This is a genomic window from uncultured Sneathiella sp., from assembly GCF_963973085.1.
GTDB lineage: Bacteria > Pseudomonadota > Alphaproteobacteria > Sneathiellales > Sneathiellaceae > Sneathiella.
The window spans coordinates 23,140-40,843 of sequence record NZ_CAXAXA010000009.1 but is presented as its reverse complement, the minus strand read 5'-3'; the positions used below and the strand labels follow the sequence as shown (position 1 = coordinate 40,843).

20 protein-coding genes, 1 tRNA gene and 1 riboswitch are annotated in these 17,704 nt (G+C 51.6%); of the genes, 9 read left to right on the top strand and 12 right to left on the bottom strand.

What is annotated here, in order from left to right; genetic code table 11:
• Position 1: 1 nt before the first annotated feature.
• Both AACZ19_RS17210 and AACZ19_RS17205 read left to right on the top strand, forming a co-directional pair.
• Complete coding sequence (locus tag AACZ19_RS17210) at positions 2–271, top strand: DUF2274 domain-containing protein (RefSeq protein ID WP_339635748.1); 270 nt, start codon at positions 2–4, stop codon at positions 269–271.
• A 73-nt stretch (positions 272–344) separates the two neighbouring features.
• Positions 345–1,484 carry an IS30 family transposase gene (locus AACZ19_RS17205; RefSeq protein ID WP_339635747.1) on the top strand — a complete coding sequence of 380 codons (1,140 nt, stop codon included), beginning with the start codon at positions 345–347 and terminating at the stop codon, positions 1,482–1,484.
• 130 nt (positions 1,485–1,614) lie between these two features.
• Here AACZ19_RS17205 and AACZ19_RS17200 read toward each other — a convergent pair whose 3' ends face one another.
• On the bottom strand, positions 1,615–1,860 hold the full coding sequence (locus AACZ19_RS17200; protein ID WP_339635746.1) for a DUF2285 domain-containing protein: 246 nt from the start codon (positions 1,858–1,860) through the stop codon (positions 1,615–1,617).
• Positions 1,861–1,955: 95 nt separating this feature from the next.
• On the opposite strand from AACZ19_RS17200, the gene AACZ19_RS17195 reads away from it, so the two are divergent.
• Positions 1,956–2,171 (top strand): helix-turn-helix transcriptional regulator, encoded by a 216-nt coding sequence (locus tag AACZ19_RS17195; RefSeq protein ID WP_339635745.1) that lies wholly within the window; start codon positions 1,956–1,958, stop codon positions 2,169–2,171.
• A 77-nt stretch (positions 2,172–2,248) separates the two neighbouring features.
• Here the strand turns inward: AACZ19_RS17195 and AACZ19_RS17190 are convergent, their stop codons facing one another.
• Together AACZ19_RS17190 and AACZ19_RS17185 are read right to left on the bottom strand one after the other, a co-directional pair.
• The gene (locus tag AACZ19_RS17190; protein ID WP_339635744.1) at positions 2,249–2,752 is read right to left on the bottom strand and encodes an antirestriction protein ArdA; all 504 of its coding nucleotides are present in this window, start codon (positions 2,750–2,752) and stop codon (positions 2,249–2,251) included.
• A 793-nt stretch (positions 2,753–3,545) separates the two neighbouring features.
• Positions 3,546–3,619: transfer RNA gene (locus tag AACZ19_RS17185), tRNA-Gly, on the bottom strand.
• Positions 3,620–3,693: 74 nt separating this feature from the next.
• A riboswitch (SAM riboswitch) is annotated at positions 3,694–3,772 on the top strand.
• Between the two features lie 42 nt (positions 3,773–3,814).
• Between AACZ19_RS17185 and metZ the strand changes: the two genes are divergently transcribed.
• From metZ to AACZ19_RS17165, 4 genes are all read left to right on the top strand, one after another.
• Entirely contained in the window at positions 3,815–5,032 is a 1,218-nt protein-coding gene (metZ, locus tag AACZ19_RS17180) for an O-succinylhomoserine sulfhydrylase (protein ID WP_339635743.1), read from the top strand.
• A gap of 129 nt (positions 5,033–5,161) precedes the next feature.
• Positions 5,162–5,569, top strand: coding sequence for a Co2+/Mg2+ efflux protein ApaG (gene apaG / locus AACZ19_RS17175; RefSeq protein ID WP_339635742.1), 408 nt, complete (start codon positions 5,162–5,164; stop codon positions 5,567–5,569).
• 64 nt (positions 5,570–5,633) lie between these two features.
• Positions 5,634–6,209, top strand: a complete 576-nt coding sequence (gene folE / locus AACZ19_RS17170; RefSeq protein ID WP_339635741.1) for a GTP cyclohydrolase I FolE — start codon at positions 5,634–5,636, stop codon at positions 6,207–6,209.
• 13 nt (positions 6,210–6,222) lie between these two features.
• Positions 6,223–7,674, top strand: a complete 1,452-nt coding sequence (locus AACZ19_RS17165) for a TrkH family potassium uptake protein (RefSeq protein WP_339635740.1) — start codon at positions 6,223–6,225, stop codon at positions 7,672–7,674.
• A gap of 17 nt (positions 7,675–7,691) precedes the next feature.
• Here AACZ19_RS17165 and AACZ19_RS17160 read toward each other — a convergent pair whose 3' ends face one another.
• The 6 genes from AACZ19_RS17160 to AACZ19_RS17135 all read right to left on the bottom strand — a co-directional run bounded on the left by AACZ19_RS17160 (position 7,692) and on the right by AACZ19_RS17135 (position 13,137).
• Entirely contained in the window at positions 7,692–8,363 is a 672-nt protein-coding gene (locus AACZ19_RS17160; RefSeq protein ID WP_339635739.1) for a CerR family C-terminal domain-containing protein, read from the bottom strand.
• A gap of 95 nt (positions 8,364–8,458) precedes the next feature.
• Complete coding sequence (locus AACZ19_RS17155; protein ID WP_339635738.1) at positions 8,459–9,052, bottom strand: hypothetical protein; 594 nt, start codon at positions 9,050–9,052, stop codon at positions 8,459–8,461.
• 97 nt (positions 9,053–9,149) lie between these two features.
• Positions 9,150–10,055, bottom strand: a complete 906-nt coding sequence (locus tag AACZ19_RS17150) for an Hsp33 family molecular chaperone HslO (protein ID WP_339635737.1) — start codon at positions 10,053–10,055, stop codon at positions 9,150–9,152.
• A gap of 28 nt (positions 10,056–10,083) precedes the next feature.
• On the bottom strand, positions 10,084–11,013 hold the full coding sequence (argF, locus tag AACZ19_RS17145) for an ornithine carbamoyltransferase (protein ID WP_339635736.1): 930 nt from the start codon (positions 11,011–11,013) through the stop codon (positions 10,084–10,086).
• Positions 11,006–12,181: an aspartate aminotransferase family protein gene (locus AACZ19_RS17140; RefSeq protein ID WP_339635735.1), complete on the bottom strand. Its 1,176-nt coding sequence runs from the start codon at positions 12,179–12,181 to the stop codon at positions 11,006–11,008. Before AACZ19_RS17140 ends, argF begins: the two co-directional genes overlap by 8 nt.
• Positions 12,182–12,297: 116 nt before the next feature.
• A complete protein-coding gene (locus AACZ19_RS17135; RefSeq protein WP_339635734.1) occupies positions 12,298–13,137 on the bottom strand; it encodes an ABC transporter permease in 840 nt (279 codons plus the stop codon).
• 156 nt (positions 13,138–13,293) lie between these two features.
• Between AACZ19_RS17135 and arsC the strand changes: the two genes are divergently transcribed.
• Together arsC and AACZ19_RS17125 are read left to right on the top strand one after the other, a co-directional pair.
• Entirely contained in the window at positions 13,294–13,641 is a 348-nt protein-coding gene (arsC, locus tag AACZ19_RS17130) for an arsenate reductase (glutaredoxin) (protein ID WP_339635733.1), read from the top strand.
• A gap of 163 nt (positions 13,642–13,804) precedes the next feature.
• Positions 13,805–14,989, top strand: coding sequence for an acetyl-CoA C-acyltransferase (locus tag AACZ19_RS17125; protein ID WP_339635732.1), 1,185 nt, complete (start codon positions 13,805–13,807; stop codon positions 14,987–14,989).
• A 74-nt stretch (positions 14,990–15,063) separates the two neighbouring features.
• On the opposite strand, the gene AACZ19_RS17120 is transcribed toward AACZ19_RS17125, so the two are convergent.
• The 3 genes from AACZ19_RS17120 to AACZ19_RS17110 all read right to left on the bottom strand — a co-directional run bounded on the left by AACZ19_RS17120 (position 15,064) and on the right by AACZ19_RS17110 (position 17,679).
• On the bottom strand, positions 15,064–15,936 hold the full coding sequence (locus AACZ19_RS17120) for a 3-hydroxybutyryl-CoA dehydrogenase (RefSeq protein WP_339635731.1): 873 nt from the start codon (positions 15,934–15,936) through the stop codon (positions 15,064–15,066).
• 64 nt (positions 15,937–16,000) lie between these two features.
• Positions 16,001–16,930: an FAD-binding protein gene (locus tag AACZ19_RS17115; RefSeq protein ID WP_339635730.1), complete on the bottom strand. Its 930-nt coding sequence runs from the start codon at positions 16,928–16,930 to the stop codon at positions 16,001–16,003.
• Positions 16,930–17,679 carry an electron transfer flavoprotein subunit beta/FixA family protein gene (locus AACZ19_RS17110; protein ID WP_339635729.1) on the bottom strand — a complete coding sequence of 250 codons (750 nt, stop codon included), beginning with the start codon at positions 17,677–17,679 and terminating at the stop codon, positions 16,930–16,932. Before AACZ19_RS17110 ends, AACZ19_RS17115 begins: the two co-directional genes overlap by 1 nt.
• Positions 17,680–17,704 lie beyond the last annotated feature (25 nt).

Genomic DNA, 17,704 nt, shown 5'->3' with positions numbered 1-17,704 from the left:
CATGGCACCGCTTAAACTTGGCAAATTGCCGGATCGGGAAACAACGAAGATCACTTTCAATGCCAGCGCTGAGTTGAGGGCGCTGCTGGCTGACTATGCTGCCGCATATGAGAAAGAATATGGGCGACGAGAAGCTCTCACCGATCTCATCCCGCATATACTGACGGCCTTTATTAAGGGAGATCGGGGGTTCAAGAAGGGCCGCGGCGGCGGTGAAAATTTGAGGTCTGGTTTAGGGTCGGAAGCAGACGGTTTTCCAGAAGCCAAATAGAGGCCGCTTATGACGGTGATCTCAACAGGTCGACGCAACACTTTAATCTTTAATGAAAAGATGGAGTGTTGTTATGAGTTACAGACGTCGGATCTATTTTACGAATGAACAAAGGTCGGAGATATGGGATCGCTGGCAGCGCGGTGAATCAATGAGTTCTATCGGTCGTGGGTTTGACCGGGATTCATCTTCGATTTATCCTTTGCTTTCTCGCACGGGTGGCATTCGCCCACCAGAGCGAAAGCGGTCACGGTTGGCGCTGACACTTGGTGAACGCGAATTGATCTCGCGAGGCATTGCAGCCTTGCATTCTATACGCTCAATTGCACAAGAGCTTTGTCGATCAGCCTCGACCGTCAGTCGTGAGATCAGTCGGAATGGCGGTTATGATAACTATCGTACTGTTGATGCTGAGAACCAGGCTTGGGTTCGGGCACTGAGACCAAAGCGTTGTAAGCTGTCGACGAACAAACTGTTGCAACGTGTTATATCAAACAAGCTTACAATCCATTGGTCACCGGAGCAGATTGCCGGTTGGTTGAAACGAAGGTATCCAAACGAAGAGCACAATCAGGTGTCACATGAGACAATCTATCGAAGCCTGTTTGTTCAGGCACGCGGCGTGCTGAAGAAGGAACTGATGCAGTATCTTCGCTCGAAACGCACGATACGCCGTTCCAAGCATGCCAGCCTGAAGCGTGACGGTCTTGGCCGGATCAAAGATGCTGTATCGATCAGGGAAAGACCGGCCAGCGTGGAAGATCGGGCTGTTCCCGGCCATTGGGAAGGGGATCTTATTGGCGGATCAAGAAACAGTTATATAGCTACTCTTGTTGAACGTCATTCCCGCTATGTCATGCTGGTCAAGGTAGCAAACAAGGACACACAAAGCGTCGTGTCGGCCTTGATAAAACAATCCCATAAACTGCCGCGTGAACTCTACAAGTCCCTGACCTGGGATCGAGGCAAGGAATTGGCTGACCACAAGCGGCTTACAATGGCGACTGATATTGATGTGTACTTTTGCGATCCGCAAAGTCCGTGGCAGCGCGGTTCTAACGAAAACACCAACCGGTTGCTCAGGCAATATCTTCCAAAAGGAACTGATTTATCAGTGCACTCACAGACCCATCTCAACAGCATTGCTCGCCAGCTAAATGAACGCCCAAGAAAGACATTGCAATTTGAAACACCAGCTGACAAATTTAACTAATGTGTTGCAATGATCGGTTGAGATCACAGCACAAAGCGGACACAACGTTGCGTGACATTTCTATCGAATAGCCTTTGCCAAGAAGCAAGCTTCGCCGATACTAAATGTAGCTCCGCAATATTCTTTTGTTTCAGAGCAACTGTCGATATCCATGTTCCGTCATCCACTTTGCGCGTTGTAAGTGCGCAAAATACTGGCAGCGAGCGGTTTCTGGAATTTTTCCTATGTCTCGGCCAAAAGCCCACTCGTATGCCTCATCCCACACCGCTCCAAAGGCATCCGCTTCCAGCAACATGATATAAAGCTTGAAACATTGCCTGTCGTAGGGCGTCACAGTTTCAGAGTCTGGTGGGTATTCCCTGAATTCTTGCATCATCGCCTCTTTGAAAGTTGCTCAATAATTTCAGTCTTTTCCAATATGTAGAGAATACTCCGTGGTCGAATACTCCGCAAATGCGTTTTCTGTCCTCTATGCAGATACGGGAAACTTTTGCGGCCAATCTAAAGAAATATCGGAAGGCCAAGGGCCTTTCGCAGGAAGAGCTTGCGCATCAGGCTGACTTGGATCGAACCTACATCAGTTCGCTTGAACGATGCGTCTATGCGGCAAGCATCGATGTCGTAGGACGGATCGCAGACGTGTTGGAAATTAAGCCATCCGATCTGCTGAGAGAACGTAAAGAATGACGTGCCGTTTTGTAGGGAATTTTGTTTAATTACTGCGGAAAATTCGACTTGGAATTAGGTGGCCGTATGTTCAGGCCTTAGTAGGCCTGAACAGTATATGTCCTGCCATTAATCTCAAGCTCGGTAATATCCCCGCCCAGAACCAGATCTCGGGCAAAGGCTTTAATATCGAAATAATATCGGAGATTTTCCGGGATTTGATCGAGTAAGCCTGTATCCTCCAGGTAGGCTTCGGCATATTCTTCTGCAGTGCCGTCGAACAGGATAACATCCTCCAGCCTGTCCAGAATATCGTCCATATAACAGCTCAAATCTTCGGCGAGGTAAATCGCTTTGATCTGATCATCGTTTTGAAGGTGTTCAAAATCATCAAACCATTGTTTCAAGTTTGCCTGATGAACGCTCAGGGCTTCGAAGAGCTTGTAATTATCACCCTCGATAAACTGGATTTCATATTCCTCAACGGGATCACCATAGCTATTGCGGTGCAAAGCTGCTCTTCTTGCGTATTCCTCATAGGTTTCGAAATAAAACCCGGTGGCGGAAATATCGTAGGGGGTTGCATGATATGTATTCGTCATTTTCTGTCTCCTTGTTTTGATGCAAGGAGAGGCTTGGCTGACAGCACGCCGGAGCAATTGCCTTCACGGATATGGAGCGGAAGGTCGGTTGTGACGGCGGGTGCAGCCGATAAAACGGCGCGCCTTCAAAACTAGGGGGCAGGAAAATTATACGAACTTGTTGCTAACCAAGATATTTTCACCGATGGCCAAAGGAGCATAGAAGCCAACGAAATGGCACGATCACCTAGACTCAACAGTAAAGACATCACTTGAGAAATACGTAGCAAAGGGACAAAAATGAAGGATTGAGCGGAAGCTTCGGTGAGTATCTGCAGACAATGCCAATTTTGCCATCACAGTTCACTATTTCGCTCATCACGGTAGAAATACCTCCGTCACCAACTGATTCGATGCCTTCAATACCGATCGCAGTTGATCTTTGTTGATTTCTGAAGCTACCCATACGCTACCCATATTATCGACTGTGCAACTGGGTAGCACAATAAACACCTTAACGTCAGAGTAATCATCTGTATTTATTGCGAAAATTGGAGCGGGCGATGAGATTCGAACTCACGACCCTAACCTTGGCAAGACTGGTCTAGTGAAAAGCTGTCAGTGGTCCTTCTACATATGTTACGTACCTTGATATCGACTACTAAGGCAAGAAAGTATCCCACTTCATATGGCTAACCTCTCCGCTTGATACCCTCAGTTTCTTTATTTTTGCTAGCCATTTGCTATACGGAATCTAAATTGAAATAACCGATAATTTTGTACAAGTATAATATATTGAAATTGTTACGTTATCTGGAGCGGGCGAAGGGAATCGAACCCTCGTCGTAAGCTTGGGAAGCTTCTGCTCTGCCATTGAGCTACGCCCGCGCAACTTCAGTAACTACAGAAAGAACCAGAGGTCCGCAACAGAAATTCTTGACAGCCTCAGCCCATGGCGATAATGATTTTCCCGTGGTGATTTGTGCCGACCGGCTTGCGGCCACGTTAATAGAAACGCTAAAAGGTCGGGGCTCGTATGAACCCTGATCGATGGTCGGGGTTTTTTTATGCCTCGAGGATAAGATGACAGAGAAAAAAGAGACAGCACCGATCCGCACATCGGAATACCGGACCGCGACAAAGCTGGTGCGCGGCGGCACCAAGCGCTCCCAGTTTAATGAAACATCCGAAGCCATCTTCATGAATTCCGGCTTTGTCTATGACAGCGCAGAACAGGCCGCCGGGCGTTTCAAAGGAGAAAATGACGGCTATATCTACTCCCGCTACGCCAATCCCACCCTCTCCATGTTTGAAGAACGCATGATCATGCTGGAAGAAGGCGCTGTGGCTGCCCGCGCAACAGCAAGCGGCATGGCCGCGGTTAATGGCGCCTTGATGTCACAACTGAAAGCCGGAGATCATGTGGTGGCACCGAAGGCTCTGTTCGGGTCCTGTCTGTATATTATCGAGACAATTCTTCCGAGATTCGGGGTTGAGGTTACCCTGATTGACGGAACCGACATTGATCAATGGAAGAACGCCGTCACTGAGAAGACGGCCTGCGTATTCTTCGAGACCCCGTCCAACCCGGCGCTGGAAATCATGGACATCGCGGCAATTTCGGATCTGGCCCATAAAGTCGACGCAAAAGTCGTTGTGGATAATGTCTTCGCAACCCCCATTTTACAGCATCCGATCACATTGGGAGCGGATATCGTTGTATATTCCGCGACGAAGCATATTGATGGTCAGGGCCGCTGCCTTGGCGGTATCGTTCTCGGGTCAGAGGAATTTGTCGAAGACACCCTTGCCCCCTATCTCAAGCACACCGGTCCCGCCCTCAGTCCGTTCAACGCCTGGAACCTGTTGAAAGGGCTGGAGACGCTTGAACTGCGCGTCGAGAAGCAATGTGATAACGCGGAGAAAGTGGCTGCCTTCCTAAGCTATCATCCGGCGATTACACGCGTTTTGTATCCGGGTAGCGAAACTCACCCCCATCATGCCCTGGCGAAGCGGCAGATGGCGCGCGGCGGAACCCTTGTTGCATTTGAAGTGGCCGGTAGTCAGGAGGACGCCTTTACCGTTCTCAACCGCCTGTCCCTGATCGACATAAGCAATAACCTTGGGGACGCAAAATCACTGATTACCCATCCGACAACAACGACCCATTCCAGCGTTGACGAAGCGACTAAGCAGGAACTGGGCATAACGGAAAACCTTTTAAGGTTATCCGTTGGTCTGGAAGATGTGGACGATCTGATCGATGATCTCGGTTATGCGCTTAGTCATCAGAACGGCTAGTTAAAGGGGGATCGAGAGAGTTTTCCTCCGCTTCTTCCATCCCCCCAAACCGATTTACTGGACAAATTGTTCCTGGAACGCAATATTCAGATTAAGTATGTAACCGGAAACACAACGTAGGGGGATATCATGATGGGCGGGGCGGCCTATAGCAAAATTACCGAGAACATCATGGTTTCGGTGACGCCCGTCTATTTGACCGAGCGATCGCGCCCTGCTGACGGATTGTATGTCTGGGCCTATCAGGTCAGAATTGAAAATCAGGGAAGCAGATCCGTAACCCTTAGAAATCGCCATTGGCGCATTACCAATGCGGACGGCCATACGGAGACGGTCGACGGAGAGGGAGTTATAGGCGAACAGCCTGTTCTTGCGCCCGGTGATGTTTACGAATATACCAGCGGAACGCCCCTTTCCACCTCATCGGGCATAATGGTCGGTTCCTATGATATGGAATCAGAAGAAGGCAAGATATTCGCGGTCGATATTCCGGCCTTCTCACTTGACAGTCCAGATTCAATGTCGTCCGTACATTAACAAAAGCAGACGGCGCCTTGCGAAAAGTCCAGAAATGAACAAACAATCTCATCCGGAGAAGCCGGTGCAAAAAAAACCTACAAAACAGGAAGCGGAAGAAGCTGTCCGCACGTTAATCCGTTGGGCTGGAGATGATCCGGCCCGCGAAGGATTGAAAGGCACCCCTGATCGTGTGACACGGTCCTACCTTGAGTTTTTTGCCGGATATAATGAAGATCCAGACACCTATCTGTCCCGCACCTTCGAGGAAGTGAACGGTTATGATGAGATGGTTGTTCTGAAAGACATTCGCGTTGAAAGCTACTGTGAGCATCACATGGTCCCCATCATTGGTGTTGCCCATGTTGCCTATATGCCAAGTAATCGGGTCGTCGGCATATCAAAGCTGGCGCGTGTCGTGGACGCCTATTCCAAACGCTTGCAGATACAGGAAAAACTGACCCGGCAAATTGCGGAAACCATCGAACGAACGCTCCAGCCAAAGGGAGTTGCCGTTGTTATCGAAAGTGCCCACCAATGTATGACAACACGCGGCGTTCACAAGGATGGCGTCACCATGATCACCAGCACCATGCTTGGTATCTTCCGCCGATCCGACATAACGCGGCGCGAACTGCTCGCGTTTCTCGACAAAGGCTGAGTGCGGCCGCGCCGTGAGTAATTATCGCCTGATTCTCGCCATTCTCGGTATCCTGCTTGTGATTGTCGGGCTCGCCATGATTATTCCGGCGATGGTGGATCTGTTCGTCGGACATAATGACTGGCAGGTCTTTCTTGTCGCCGCCGCTGTTTCCGTATTTGCAGGCGGCGGTCTATTCCTCTCCAACCGAGGCGGCAGCCTTGAGCTCGGGCGTCAGCAGGCCTTTATTCTGACAACCGCCGTCTGGATCGTAATGCCGGCAGCTGCAGCTCTCCCATTTGCTTTCGGCGAAATGAACGTTTCCTACACGGATGCTTTTTTTGAAGCTATGTCGGGCCTGACAACTACCGGATCAACCGTATTAACGGGCCTTGATACGGCACCGCCCGGCATTCTCATGTGGCGGGCGCTGCTACAATGGTTTGGCGGCATCGGCATTATTGTTATGGCGATTGCCATTATGCCATTGCTCCGGATCGGCGGGATGCAGCTTTTCCGCATGGAAACATCGGAGGTGACATCTGAGAAAGCCTTGCCACGGGTTGCCGATATCGTCAAGGCCATCAGCTATATCTACCTGATACTCAGTCTGATCTGTACAATGTCGCTATGGATGACGGGCATGAGCCTGTTTGATGCAGCAACCCATGCCATGACAACCATATCCACAGGAGGTTTTTCGACATCGGATCAGTCCGCCGGAAATTTCGAAAGCCCCCTTGTTGAAAGCATCATGGTCGTTTTTATGATTATGGGAGCGTTGCCCTTCCTCATGTATCTCCACGTCGTCAAGGGCAAACCAGGAAGCTTTCTGATGGACAGTCAGATCAGATGGTTTCTCACCATCATCCTTTTCGGCATTATCATTATGATAATATGGCAAATACTGAACGAAAGTATTCCTTTCTGGATTGCCTTGCGACATGCCACCTTTAACGTGACATCCATTATCACCGGCACAGGATATGCGACCGTCGACTATAGCAGTTGGGGTGGATTCGGGACTGCCGCTTTTTTCTTCTTCATGTTTATCGGAGGCTGTGCGGGCTCTACAACCTGCAGCATCAAGGTGTTCCGTATCCAGATCCTCGTCGAAACCGTTCGTTGCCAGTTCATGCAGCTGATCCGGCCCAGCGGGATTTTCAAGCCTCACTATAATGGCCAGATTCTGCCTGAAGAGACAATTATATCGGTGACCAGCTTTGTCTTTTTGTTTCTTGCTATATTTGCGCTTCTCACAATCGCACTCGGCCTGACGGGCCTTGATTTTCTGACGGCAATTTCAAGTGCGGGAACTGCCATCACCAATGTCGGGCCAGGCCTCGGTGAAACGGTCGGCCCGTCCGGGACCTTTAAATCCCTGTCAGATCCGGCAAAATGGCTAATGTCGCTCGGTATGCTCTTGGGACGGCTCGAACTATTTACCGTACTGGTCCTGTTCTCACGGCGGTTCTGGCAGCGCTAAGCGGTCAAATCAAGCGATTACTCTATCCTGACGCGATCGATATAATCCCCGAGATTAAGAGACCGCAGAACCATCTCCGCCATGGAGGTTTTTATCCTTTCAATTTCACGGGGGCCAATGTCCGTCCATCCCATTCGCGCCTTAACCATCTCTTCATTCAGCGCGTATTGCAGGCAGATCGCGAGAATGGACATGGCTTCAAGTCTGACATTCTCACTCGTCGGCGATTCTCCGGATATTTTAGAGACCAGGATACCCAGCAAGTCGTGAATAACATTGATATGCCCTTCCATGATGATCTGGAAGCAGTCTGTTGGCATCTCAATTTCCCGCTTGATCAGGCGCATGCGCCAGCGCGTAACGGGTGAAATAGCGCTGTCGACAAGACGGGAGACGAATAGCGTAACAGTCTCGGCATAGGCTTTGCGGTCCTCACTGGCCGCTGCGAGCTGGTTTTCAAGCACAAGCGCCAGGCTCACCCGGACCGGCTTCAGATCGCGGACGATCTTCTCGAATACCGCCCGATAGAGGCCTTCCTTATTATGAAAATGATAGGAAATGGCGGACAAGTTTACGCTGGCCGCAGCAGCAATCTCGCGGGTTGAAACGGAGTCAAATGCTCTGTCGGCAAACAATCGCCCCGCTGTTTCCAACATCCGTTCCGAGGTTGATGAACCTGACTCTTTCATTTTACTAGATCAATCGTTTGAACTTTGTTTTTTCCATAGTGCACTGTCTTGGAATGGTGTGAGCTCAGCTTAAGGTTTTATCGCGTCGCTTTCTGTTATCTCAGATACGCGCCCATAAAGGTTCGGATATTCTTTTCCATTTCCGGGTCAAACGCTCTCATCAGGGCTTCCACCTGGTTAAAGTAAGTTTTTTCACGCTGGTTCAGCGTAATCCCTTCGGCAACGGATTTTGTACGTGTTGCCTCGGCTGTTACAAATGCAGAGGAACCAGATATTTCCGTAATCTTGAGCTCCACTAATACATGAAATTCATAAAGTTCGGACTGGTCCTTCGTTATAAGCCCCTTAAGCCCGGTTTCCTTATCCAGTCCCTTTTCAACAGCACTCGCGTCCTTGATGGTCACAGTCGCCACCGCACCGCTATTGCCGGTAGTCCGCAAACGATCCCGCACCCAGTTCCGTACGGTCTGATCAATGGAAACGGGAAGCTCATGTTCAACATGCGGTGGCTTGAGAGGCGGCGTAAACTCATCCACAATCTTTATTTCACCCACATTAAGATAAAGCGGATTGAGATGCTGAAAAGTAATCTCCGGATAGACAGGGTTCGGAGGTGGGGCGGCACAACCGAAAAGAAGGGTTGGCAGCAGGAGGGTAACGATTGTCAGAAGACGGCGAAGGCCAGCCATTTTACTCTCACCTTGAAAGGAATTAAACCGAATACACTCTATTACGGTCTGTAGAAGAAGTTCAACCCTGTGTTTAAGGGCTGCCTCCTAGCGTACGTCAGATAATATCATCAACCCGTATCTCATATTTGCTGGAACAGAACTGGCAATCAACCGTGATTACACCATCCACTGCCATATCTTCCATGTCCGACCCCCCGAAAGTTTTCAACGTATTCATTACTCGCTCGGCGCTACAGCTGCACTGATCCTGAAGTTCCTGTGGTTCATAAAGCCAGACCCCATCCTCATGAAAAAGCTTATACAGCAACTCGGCGGACTTGAGGATCGGACTGGTCAGCTCCTGCGCCGTAATTGTACCGGCAAGGGCCTGTGCATTTCGCCAGTTCTCTTCCTCCCGATCCTGATTGAATTCAGTTGCATTCTCATCCGGCAACCGCTGGATCATTAAGCCGCCTGCGCGCCACTTTCCATCGCTTTTCTCGATGGCAACTCGCAGTAATGTATCGATCTGTTCCGACTTATCGAAATAATTCTCCATGCAGGCGGCAAGACTGTCCCCTTCAAGATCAACGATCCCCTGATATCTTTTGTGCTCTTCACCGGCGTCGATGGTAAAGGCGGCATAGCCGTTACCAAGGTATTCCTTGACGTTCAGCGAACTGCCTTCAGCCGCCTTCTCGTCCAGTTTTTCGGGGTCGAATGACGCGTAGCCTCGCATATCGCCCGGTGTTGTCATATCCGCGGCAATCATGCTAATCGCACCGTCCCCTTTGGTCTGCACCGTAAAGATACCATCAAACTTGAGAGCGCCGCCGAGCATGGCGGCCAGCACCAGTCCTTCCCCCAGAAACCGGCCAACAGCCTCCGGATATCCATGCCGGTTAAGAATGGAGTCAACGACACTTCCCATCCGGACAACTCGCCCCCTCACCCCGGCTTTCGCCATCTGGAACGGCTGGATAACGTTATCAGTGATTATTCTCTGACCCGCGTCGGTCATAAGGTCTCTTTCTCGTTCAAGTGAAATATCAATTCGCGCCAAGACACCAGCGAAGCACGGCTTTTTGCGCGTGAAGGCGATTTTCCGCCTCATCAAAGATAACCGATTGCGGGCCGTCCATGACGGCCGCCGTCGCTTCTTCACCACGATGCGCCGGCAGGCAGTGCATGAAAATGGCATCATTCGCCGCGCGGGCCATCAGGGCTTCGTCCACCTGATAAGGCGCCAGCAGATTATGGCGATTGGAAACATCATCTCCCATCGAAACCCAAGTATCCGCAACGATGCAATTCGCACCTGATGCCGCCTCAGCCGCGTCCCGGGTGACATGTACTGTTGCCCCCGCCTCCTTCGCCCAGTCAAGCGCCCTTTGATCCGGCAACAGCTCTTCCGGGCAAGCAATCCGGAATTCAAAATCAAACAGTCCCGCCGCGTGGATCCAGGAGGTCACCATGTTATTTCCATCGCCGCACCAAGTGACAATCTTGTCCTTGATCGGCCCGCGATGCTCTTCAAACGTCATGACGTCGGCCATCAGCTGACAAGGATGACTGTCATTCGTCAGGCCATTGATAACCGGCACGCTCGCATATTCAGCAAGCTCAAGCAATTTCGCATGCTCGTCTGTCCGGATCATGATCGCGTCCACATAACGCGAGAGAACCCGAGCCGTATCTGCAATCGTTTCTCCGCGCCCCAGCTGCATATCATTGCTGTTCAGGACAATTGTATGCCCCCCCAGTTGACGCATCGCCATATCAAAGGAAACACGGGTTCGGGTTGACGGAAACTCGAAAATCGTGGCGAGGGTGAGGCCTTTGAGCGGTGCCTCCTTATCCATTGTGCCCTTCGGTAAATCCGCACGCGCACGTTTTAACGCGATGCCGTCATCGATAATTCCGCGCACGTCCGCTTTCGAAAGCGCGTTCAGATCAAGAAAATGAAGTGGGTTAGCCATTCTCAAGCTCCGTGCAGGCCTCATCCAGCAAATTAATAAACTCTGACACCTCGGCATCCTCAATAATCAGCGGCGGCAGGAGACGAACAACATTATCCCCGCCTTTGGCCGTCAAGACGCCAAGTTCCAGCAATTTGTTACTCACCAGCGTGTTCTCCACCTTGCATTTCAGGCCGAGATGCAATCCAATTCCACGAATTTCCTCAAGGATGTCCGGGTGACGATCGATAACACCGACTATTCCCTGCTTAAGATGATTCCCCATCTCCACAACATGATCCATGAAGCCTTTTTCGGACATAACATCGACGACGGTACCGGCGACGGCCATGGCAAGTGGGTTGCCGCCATAGGTGGAGCCATGGCTCCCGACAGTCATGGCCTTTGCTACTTTCTCCACGGCGAGGCAGGCGCCAACAGGGAACCCGCCGCCCAGCGCCTTTGCTGAGGTCAGAATATCAGGTTTAATGCCAGCGTGTTCATAGGCGAAGAGCTTGCCTGTCCTTCCCATGCCAGTCTGGATCTCATCCAGCATCAGGAGAAGGTCCCGCTCATCGCACAATGTTCGAAGCGCGCGCATAAATTCGGGCTCAACGACTTGTATGCCGCCCTCGCCCAGTACCGGCTCAATCAGGATTGCGGCTGTTTCATCTGTAATCGCCGCTTTCACCGCCTCAATATCACCGACGGGGACATGGTCGAACCCATCCACTACTGGTCCGAATCCAGCCAGAAGCTTCTCTTGCCCGGCGGCGGCAATCGTCGCCAGGGTCCGGCCATGAAAGGAATTTTCAAATGCGATAATCCGGTATTTTTCAGGCTGGCCATTTGTGCTGAAATACTTCCGCACCATCTTAATTCCGCATTCATTGGCCTCAGCGCCGGAATTGCAGAAATAAACAGCGTCCGCAAAGGTCGCATCAACCAGCTTGCGCGCAAGTTCTTCCTGCCCTGGAATCCGAAAAAGATTAGACACATGCCAGAGCTTCTGCGCCTGCTCTGTCAATGCCGCAACAAGCCTCGGGTGCGCGTGTCCAAGTCCGCTGACTGCAATGCCCGCTGCAAAATCGAGATATCGTCGGCCATCGTTCCCATAGAGATACGGACCTTTCCCTTTCTCAAAGGAAAGATCGGCAGGAGCATAGTTTGACAATAATGCGGGAATCATATGCTTTCTCCACGAAACTAAAGGGTAACCGGCTAATATTCGCTGCCAGAAAGCGCGGAAGTATTGACAGGAGACCGCGCCCTGTCAATCAAACTCTTGCGTTGAAAACGATATTTTCAGGCTTTCAGGCGATATCCGCTTCTTATCAATGCCCAGACGGCGATATATAGCAATATGTCGATACTTGCGATTAGCAACGCCCCAACCCAGATGGAACTGTCGGAGGTTCCGATAAAGCCATACCGAAAACCGTCAATCATGTAGAAAAAGGGATTAAGATGGCTGATCTGATACCAAATTCCTGTCAAACGGTCGATTGAATAAAATGTCCCTGAAAGGAAGGAAAGCGGCATGATGACAAAATTTGTCATGGCCGCCATATGGTCGAACTTTTCCGAGACAATCCCGGCAATCATCCCGAGCAACGACAACATCAACCCGGCACCGATAGTATAGTAGATCACCGCCACCCAGGAATATACGGAAATATCGATCAGAACCCACATGGCCGCTCCGACAGCGAGCGCAACGGCCACCCCGCGGGCGAGCCCGGAAAGCACATAGGCGAGTGTCAGTTCCGCAGGGGAAAGCGGCGGCATCAGGATATCGACGATATTGCCCTGAATTTTCGAAATCAGGATCGACGACGACGTGTTGGCAAAGGAGTTCTGGATAATGGCCATCATGATCAGGCCCGGCGCCAAAAAGTTAGCATAGGAGACATCGCCGACATACCGCTCGCTCCCGCCAAATGCCAGTGTGAATATTGCCAGGAAAAGAATTGTCGTCATCATCGGCGCAAGCACGGTTTGCAGTGGTACCTTCAGGAACCGACGCACTTCCTTGGAAAGCAGCGTGGTCATTCCGCGCCAATTTGCAAGCCCGATTTTGGAGCCAAAATGCAGCATTACGCCGGATTTCTGTGTATTATTCTGAGTTGTTGTGTGAACTGTCATGCGGCTTAGATATGCAATCACGCCCCAACAGGCAAGCAATCAATTCGAACGCCACAACAAGACCGCCAATCAGAAGCTGGTATAAACGCCGTCACTGCGTTAAATATTGAATCATCTTCCAGAACAATCACAACACCTTCCGGAGTAGAATATAGAATGGCCGTTGAAATTTTTCATAATCCCCGCTGCAGCAAATCCCGTCAGACGCTCGCCCTGTTACAGGGAAAGGGCATCGATCCGGACGTAACGGAATATCTGACATCTCCCCCCACCAAAGAACGGCTGACGGAGATACTGGAAATGCTGCATATGCAGCCCAGGGAACTGATGCGAAAAGGCGAGTCGGAATACAAGGACAACAACCTTGGCGACCCGGCGCTAAGCGACGACGCCCTCATCAAGGCCATGATTGATCACCCTAAACTGATTGAACGGCCGATCGTGATTACCAATGGCAAGGCCCGCATTGGCCGACCCCCGGAGTCAGTTCTTGAAATCCTGTGAATAAGAGCAAGGCCCAACAAATTCGTGAAGTTGTTGCGGTCATCACAGCAAGACAGCAATTCACCCTTTCCATTAGCCGTCAGTCTATATAGAATTGCGGGTAATTCCCGTCTGTGGTTACAGGGCATGGGCGCATAAATAATAACAAATGAGGAGAATTCTTATGGCAGACGCCGTTATCGTATCCACCGCCAGAACCCCTATCGGCAAGGCATATCGCGGTGCTTTCAACAATACGCACGGGGCGGACATGGGCGGACATGTTATCAAGCATGCCGTCGAACGCGCCGGCGTTGATCCGGCAGAGGTTGAAGATGTCATCTTCGGCGTCGCCAATCCGGAAGGTGCGACGGGTGGAAACATTGCGCGTCAAGCCCTGCTGCGGGCGGGACTACCAGTTACATCGTCCGGAACCACCGTCAATCGGTTCTGCTCCTCTGGGCTGCAAACCATTTCGATGGCGGCGCAACGTATCATCGTTGATAAAGTCCCGGTTATGGCCGCCGGTGGCATGGACAGCATCAGCCTTGTTGTGAATGAACATATGAACCGCTACCACGCGCAAAATGAATGGCTATTGGAAAACAAACCCTCCATCTATGATCCTATGCTGAAGACGGCGGAAACTGTGGCAACACGCTATGGTATCACGCGCGAAGCCATGGACGAGTACAGCTACCAAAGTCAGATGCGGACGGCGGCCGCACAGGAAGCGGGCCGGTTCGATCAGGAAATCGTTCCCATGACGACGGTAAAGGTAATGGAGAATAAGGAAACCGGCGAGACCCTTCATGAAGAAGTCACCCTGACCCAGGACGAAGGTAATCGTGCCAGCACGACCTTGGAAGGGCTGGCCAGCCTTAAACCTGTGCTGGGTGAGGATTGCTTTATTACGGCAGGGAATGCGAGTCAGCTTTCCGACGGAGCATCCGCCTGTGTTGTTATGGACAGCAAACTCGCCGAGCAACGCAATATCGAACCGCTTGGAATCTACCGCGGTTTGGTTGTTGCGGGTTGCGAGCCGGATGAGATGGGTATCGGTCCGGTTTTTGCGGTTCCAAAACTGCTGAAACGTCATGGCCTCAAGATGGACGACATTGGCCTTTGGGAGTTGAATGAAGCGTTCGCTGTGCAGGTGCTCTACTGCCGTGACAAGCTTGGTATCCCGAACGACCTCCTCAATGTTGACGGCGGTGCGATTTCCATTGGACATCCATTTGGCATGTCAGGTGCGCGTCTGACAGGCCATGCACTAATCGAAGGCAAACGCCGGGGCGCGAAATATGTTGTTGTTACTATGTGTATCGGTGGCGGCATGGGTGCGGCAGGGCTTTTCGAAGTCAACTAAACCCGAAACAATCCAAAGAAAAACCCCGGAGGTCCGATCAGGCTTCCGGGGTTTTTTGATTCCGAAGGTGGAGCCTAACGCGTCGGGATCGGTTCATCCCCGGTATAGTCATAAAAACCACGGCCGGATTTCCGTCCAAGCCAGCCCGCCTCGACATATTTAACCAGAAGCGGACAAGGGCGGTACTTGGTGTCCGCAAGCCCTTCGTACAGGACTTGCATGATTGCCAGGCAAACATCCAGTCCGATAAAATCCGCCAGTTGAAGCGGACCCATCGGATGGTTGGCACCAAGGCGCATGGCCGTATCGATCGCCCGAACCGAGCCCACACCTTCATACAGCGTATAGACCGCTTCGTTGATCATCGGAAGCAGGATACGGTTGACGATAAAGGCCGGAAAATCCTCTGCCGGCGTTGGCGTCTTATCGAGACGGATCGCAAGATCCTTGATCGTCTCAAACGTTTCCTCATTCGTCGCAATGCCCCGGATCAGTTCGACCAATTGCATGACCGGCACCGGGTTCATAAAATGCATGCCGATGAATTTTTCCGGTCGGTCCGTAATCGCCGCAAGGCGGGTGACAGAAATGGATGATGTGTTCGTGGCGATGATGGCTTCCGGCTTTAACTGCGGCCCCAGAGCGGAGAGAATCTGCTTCTTGATCTCCTCGTTCTCGGTGGCCGCCTCAATCACCAGATCCACATCGGAAAGATGCCCATCGTCCGTGACCGGATTGATGTGAGAGAGTGCCTTGGTAATATCCGCCTCGGAAAGAGCGCCACGCCCCACTTGTCGTCGCAGGTTATGCTCGATTGTACCCAAGGCCTTGTCCAGCTGTTCCCGGGAAATGTCCTTGAGAAACACATCCACCCCTGCAACAGCCAGGACATGGGCAATACCATTGCCCATCTGGCCCGCGCCAATCACACTTACTTTGTTAATCATTGCCTAATTCCAAGCATAAAGGTGAGCGCGACCATAACGCCAATAATTCGACTTCTGCACGCCATCACAGAGCGGCATCCAGCTCCGGCAATGCCTTGAACAGGTCCGCAACAAGTCCGTAGTCCGCCACCTGGAAAATCGGGGCTTCCTCATCCTTGTTGATGGCCACAATCACCTTGCTGTCTTTCATACCTGCAAGATGCTGAATGGCGCCGGAAATACCAACAGCAATATATAGCTGCGGCGCAACGACCTTACCGGTCTGACCTACCTGGAATTCATTCGGCACAAAACCCGCGTCAACCGCTGCACGGCTGGCGCCAACTGCGGCGCCGAGCTTATCGGCAATTGCTTCGAGCAGATGAAAGTTATCGCCGGACTGCATACCACGGCCGCCCGAAATAACGATTTTTGCTGATGTAAGTTCAGGGCGTTCGGATTCAGAAAGCTCTGCGCCGACGAAAGTGGAAAGCCCCGCGTCAGCGGTGGCGCTCACGGCTTCAACCGAGGCGGAACCCCCGGTTGCGTCTGCGGCTGCAAAGTTCGTTGCACGCACCGTGATCACCTTCTTCGCGTCACTGGACTGCACAGTCGCCATGGCGTTACCGGCATAGATCGGACGAACGAAGGTATCCGGCGAGACCACCTCAACAATCTCAGAAATCTGGCCAACATCCAGAAGAGCGGCAACCCGAGGCAGGATATTCTTCCCGGCGGAGGTCGCTGCGGCGACAATGCCATCATACCCATCGGCAAGAGAAACAATAAGGGCCGCAACATTTTCCGCCAGCATATCGCCATAAAGAGCGTCTTCTACCAACAGAACTTTTGCAACACCGGAAACTTTCGCAGCTTCATCGGCGACCGCCGAGCAGCCATTTCCCGCAACCAGGACATGGACGTCACCACCCAGTTCAGTCGCAGCAGTCACTGCATTCAGCGTCGCCGTGCCCAGCGCTTCGTTATCATGATCAGCAAGTACAAGAACAGTCATCAGATAACCCCCGCTTCGTTTTTCAGTTTGTCGACCAGTTCAGCGACAGATTCTACCATTACACCAGCTTCACGTTTTGCCGGTTCTTCCACTTTCAGTGTCGTCAGACGCGGCGCAATATCAACACCGAGATCTTCTGGCGATTTTTCATCAATCGGCTTTTTCTTCGCCTTCATGATATTTGGCAGGGAAGCGTAGCGGGGTTCATTCAAGCGGAGGTCAGTCGTAACAACCGCAGGCATTTTCAGCTCGATTGTTTGCAGGCCGCCATCAACCTCGCGCGTGACTTTCGCCGTTCCGTCAGCAAGATTTACCTTGGAAGCAAATGTACCCTGAGACCATCCCAACAACGCGGCCAGCATCTGACCTGTCTGATTGGAATCATCATCAATGGCCTGCTTGCCAACAATGATCAAATCCGGCTTTTCCTCATCCGCAACGGCCTTCAACAATTTGGCTACAGCGAGGGGTTCTACTGCCTCATCCGTTTTGACCAGAATGCCCCGGTCCGCCCCCATGGCAAGGGCCGTACGCAAGGTTTCCTGCGCGGCTTGCGGTCCGACAGACATGGCAACGACTTCCGTTGCCACACCGGCTTCGCGAAGGCGAAGACCTTCCTCAACGGCAATTTCATCAAAGGGGTTCATGGACATCTTGACGTTTGCGAGGTCTACACCAGTCTTGTCCGCTTTAACACGGATCTTAACGTTGTAGTCCACGACACGTTTAACAGCGACGAGAACTTTCATGGATCGGTCTACTCCCGGGTCATAG

What these genes read in the sequence shown, in the direction of transcription:
- AACZ19_RS17210 (WP_339635748.1), top strand. Translation starts at nt 2, where the DNA reads ATGGCACCGCTTAAACTTGGCAAATTGCCGGATCGGGAAACAACGAAG.
- AACZ19_RS17110 (WP_339635729.1), bottom strand. Translation starts at nt 17,679, where the DNA reads ATGAAAGTTCTCGTCGCTGTTAAACGTGTCGTGGACTACAACGTTAAG.
- AACZ19_RS17190 (WP_339635744.1), bottom strand. Translation starts at nt 2,752, where the DNA reads ATGACGAATACATATCATGCAACCCCCTACGATATTTCCGCCACCGGG.
- apaG (WP_339635742.1), top strand. Translation starts at nt 5,162, where the DNA reads ATGATGGGCGGGGCGGCCTATAGCAAAATTACCGAGAACATCATGGTT.
- AACZ19_RS17140 (WP_339635735.1), bottom strand. Translation starts at nt 12,181, where the DNA reads ATGATTCCCGCATTATTGTCAAACTATGCTCCTGCCGATCTTTCCTTT.
- AACZ19_RS17150 (WP_339635737.1), bottom strand. Translation starts at nt 10,055, where the DNA reads ATGACCGACGCGGGTCAGAGAATAATCACTGATAACGTTATCCAGCCG.
- metZ (WP_339635743.1), top strand. Translation starts at nt 3,815, where the DNA reads ATGACAGAGAAAAAAGAGACAGCACCGATCCGCACATCGGAATACCGG.
- AACZ19_RS17160 (WP_339635739.1), bottom strand. Translation starts at nt 8,363, where the DNA reads ATGAAAGAGTCAGGTTCATCAACCTCGGAACGGATGTTGGAAACAGCG.
- AACZ19_RS17120 (WP_339635731.1), bottom strand. Translation starts at nt 15,936, where the DNA reads ATGATTAACAAAGTAAGTGTGATTGGCGCGGGCCAGATGGGCAATGGT.
- AACZ19_RS17135 (WP_339635734.1), bottom strand. Translation starts at nt 13,137, where the DNA reads ATGACAGTTCACACAACAACTCAGAATAATACACAGAAATCCGGCGTA.
- AACZ19_RS17115 (WP_339635730.1), bottom strand. Translation starts at nt 16,930, where the DNA reads ATGACTGTTCTTGTACTTGCTGATCATGATAACGAAGCGCTGGGCACG.
- AACZ19_RS17200 (WP_339635746.1), bottom strand. Translation starts at nt 1,860, where the DNA reads ATGATGCAAGAATTCAGGGAATACCCACCAGACTCTGAAACTGTGACG.
- AACZ19_RS17205 (WP_339635747.1), top strand. Translation starts at nt 345, where the DNA reads ATGAGTTACAGACGTCGGATCTATTTTACGAATGAACAAAGGTCGGAG.
- arsC (WP_339635733.1), top strand. Translation starts at nt 13,294, where the DNA reads ATGGCCGTTGAAATTTTTCATAATCCCCGCTGCAGCAAATCCCGTCAG.
- AACZ19_RS17195 (WP_339635745.1), top strand. Translation starts at nt 1,956, where the DNA reads ATGCAGATACGGGAAACTTTTGCGGCCAATCTAAAGAAATATCGGAAG.
- argF (WP_339635736.1), bottom strand. Translation starts at nt 11,013, where the DNA reads ATGGCTAACCCACTTCATTTTCTTGATCTGAACGCGCTTTCGAAAGCG.
- AACZ19_RS17155 (WP_339635738.1), bottom strand. Translation starts at nt 9,052, where the DNA reads ATGGCTGGCCTTCGCCGTCTTCTGACAATCGTTACCCTCCTGCTGCCA.
- AACZ19_RS17125 (WP_339635732.1), top strand. Translation starts at nt 13,805, where the DNA reads ATGGCAGACGCCGTTATCGTATCCACCGCCAGAACCCCTATCGGCAAG.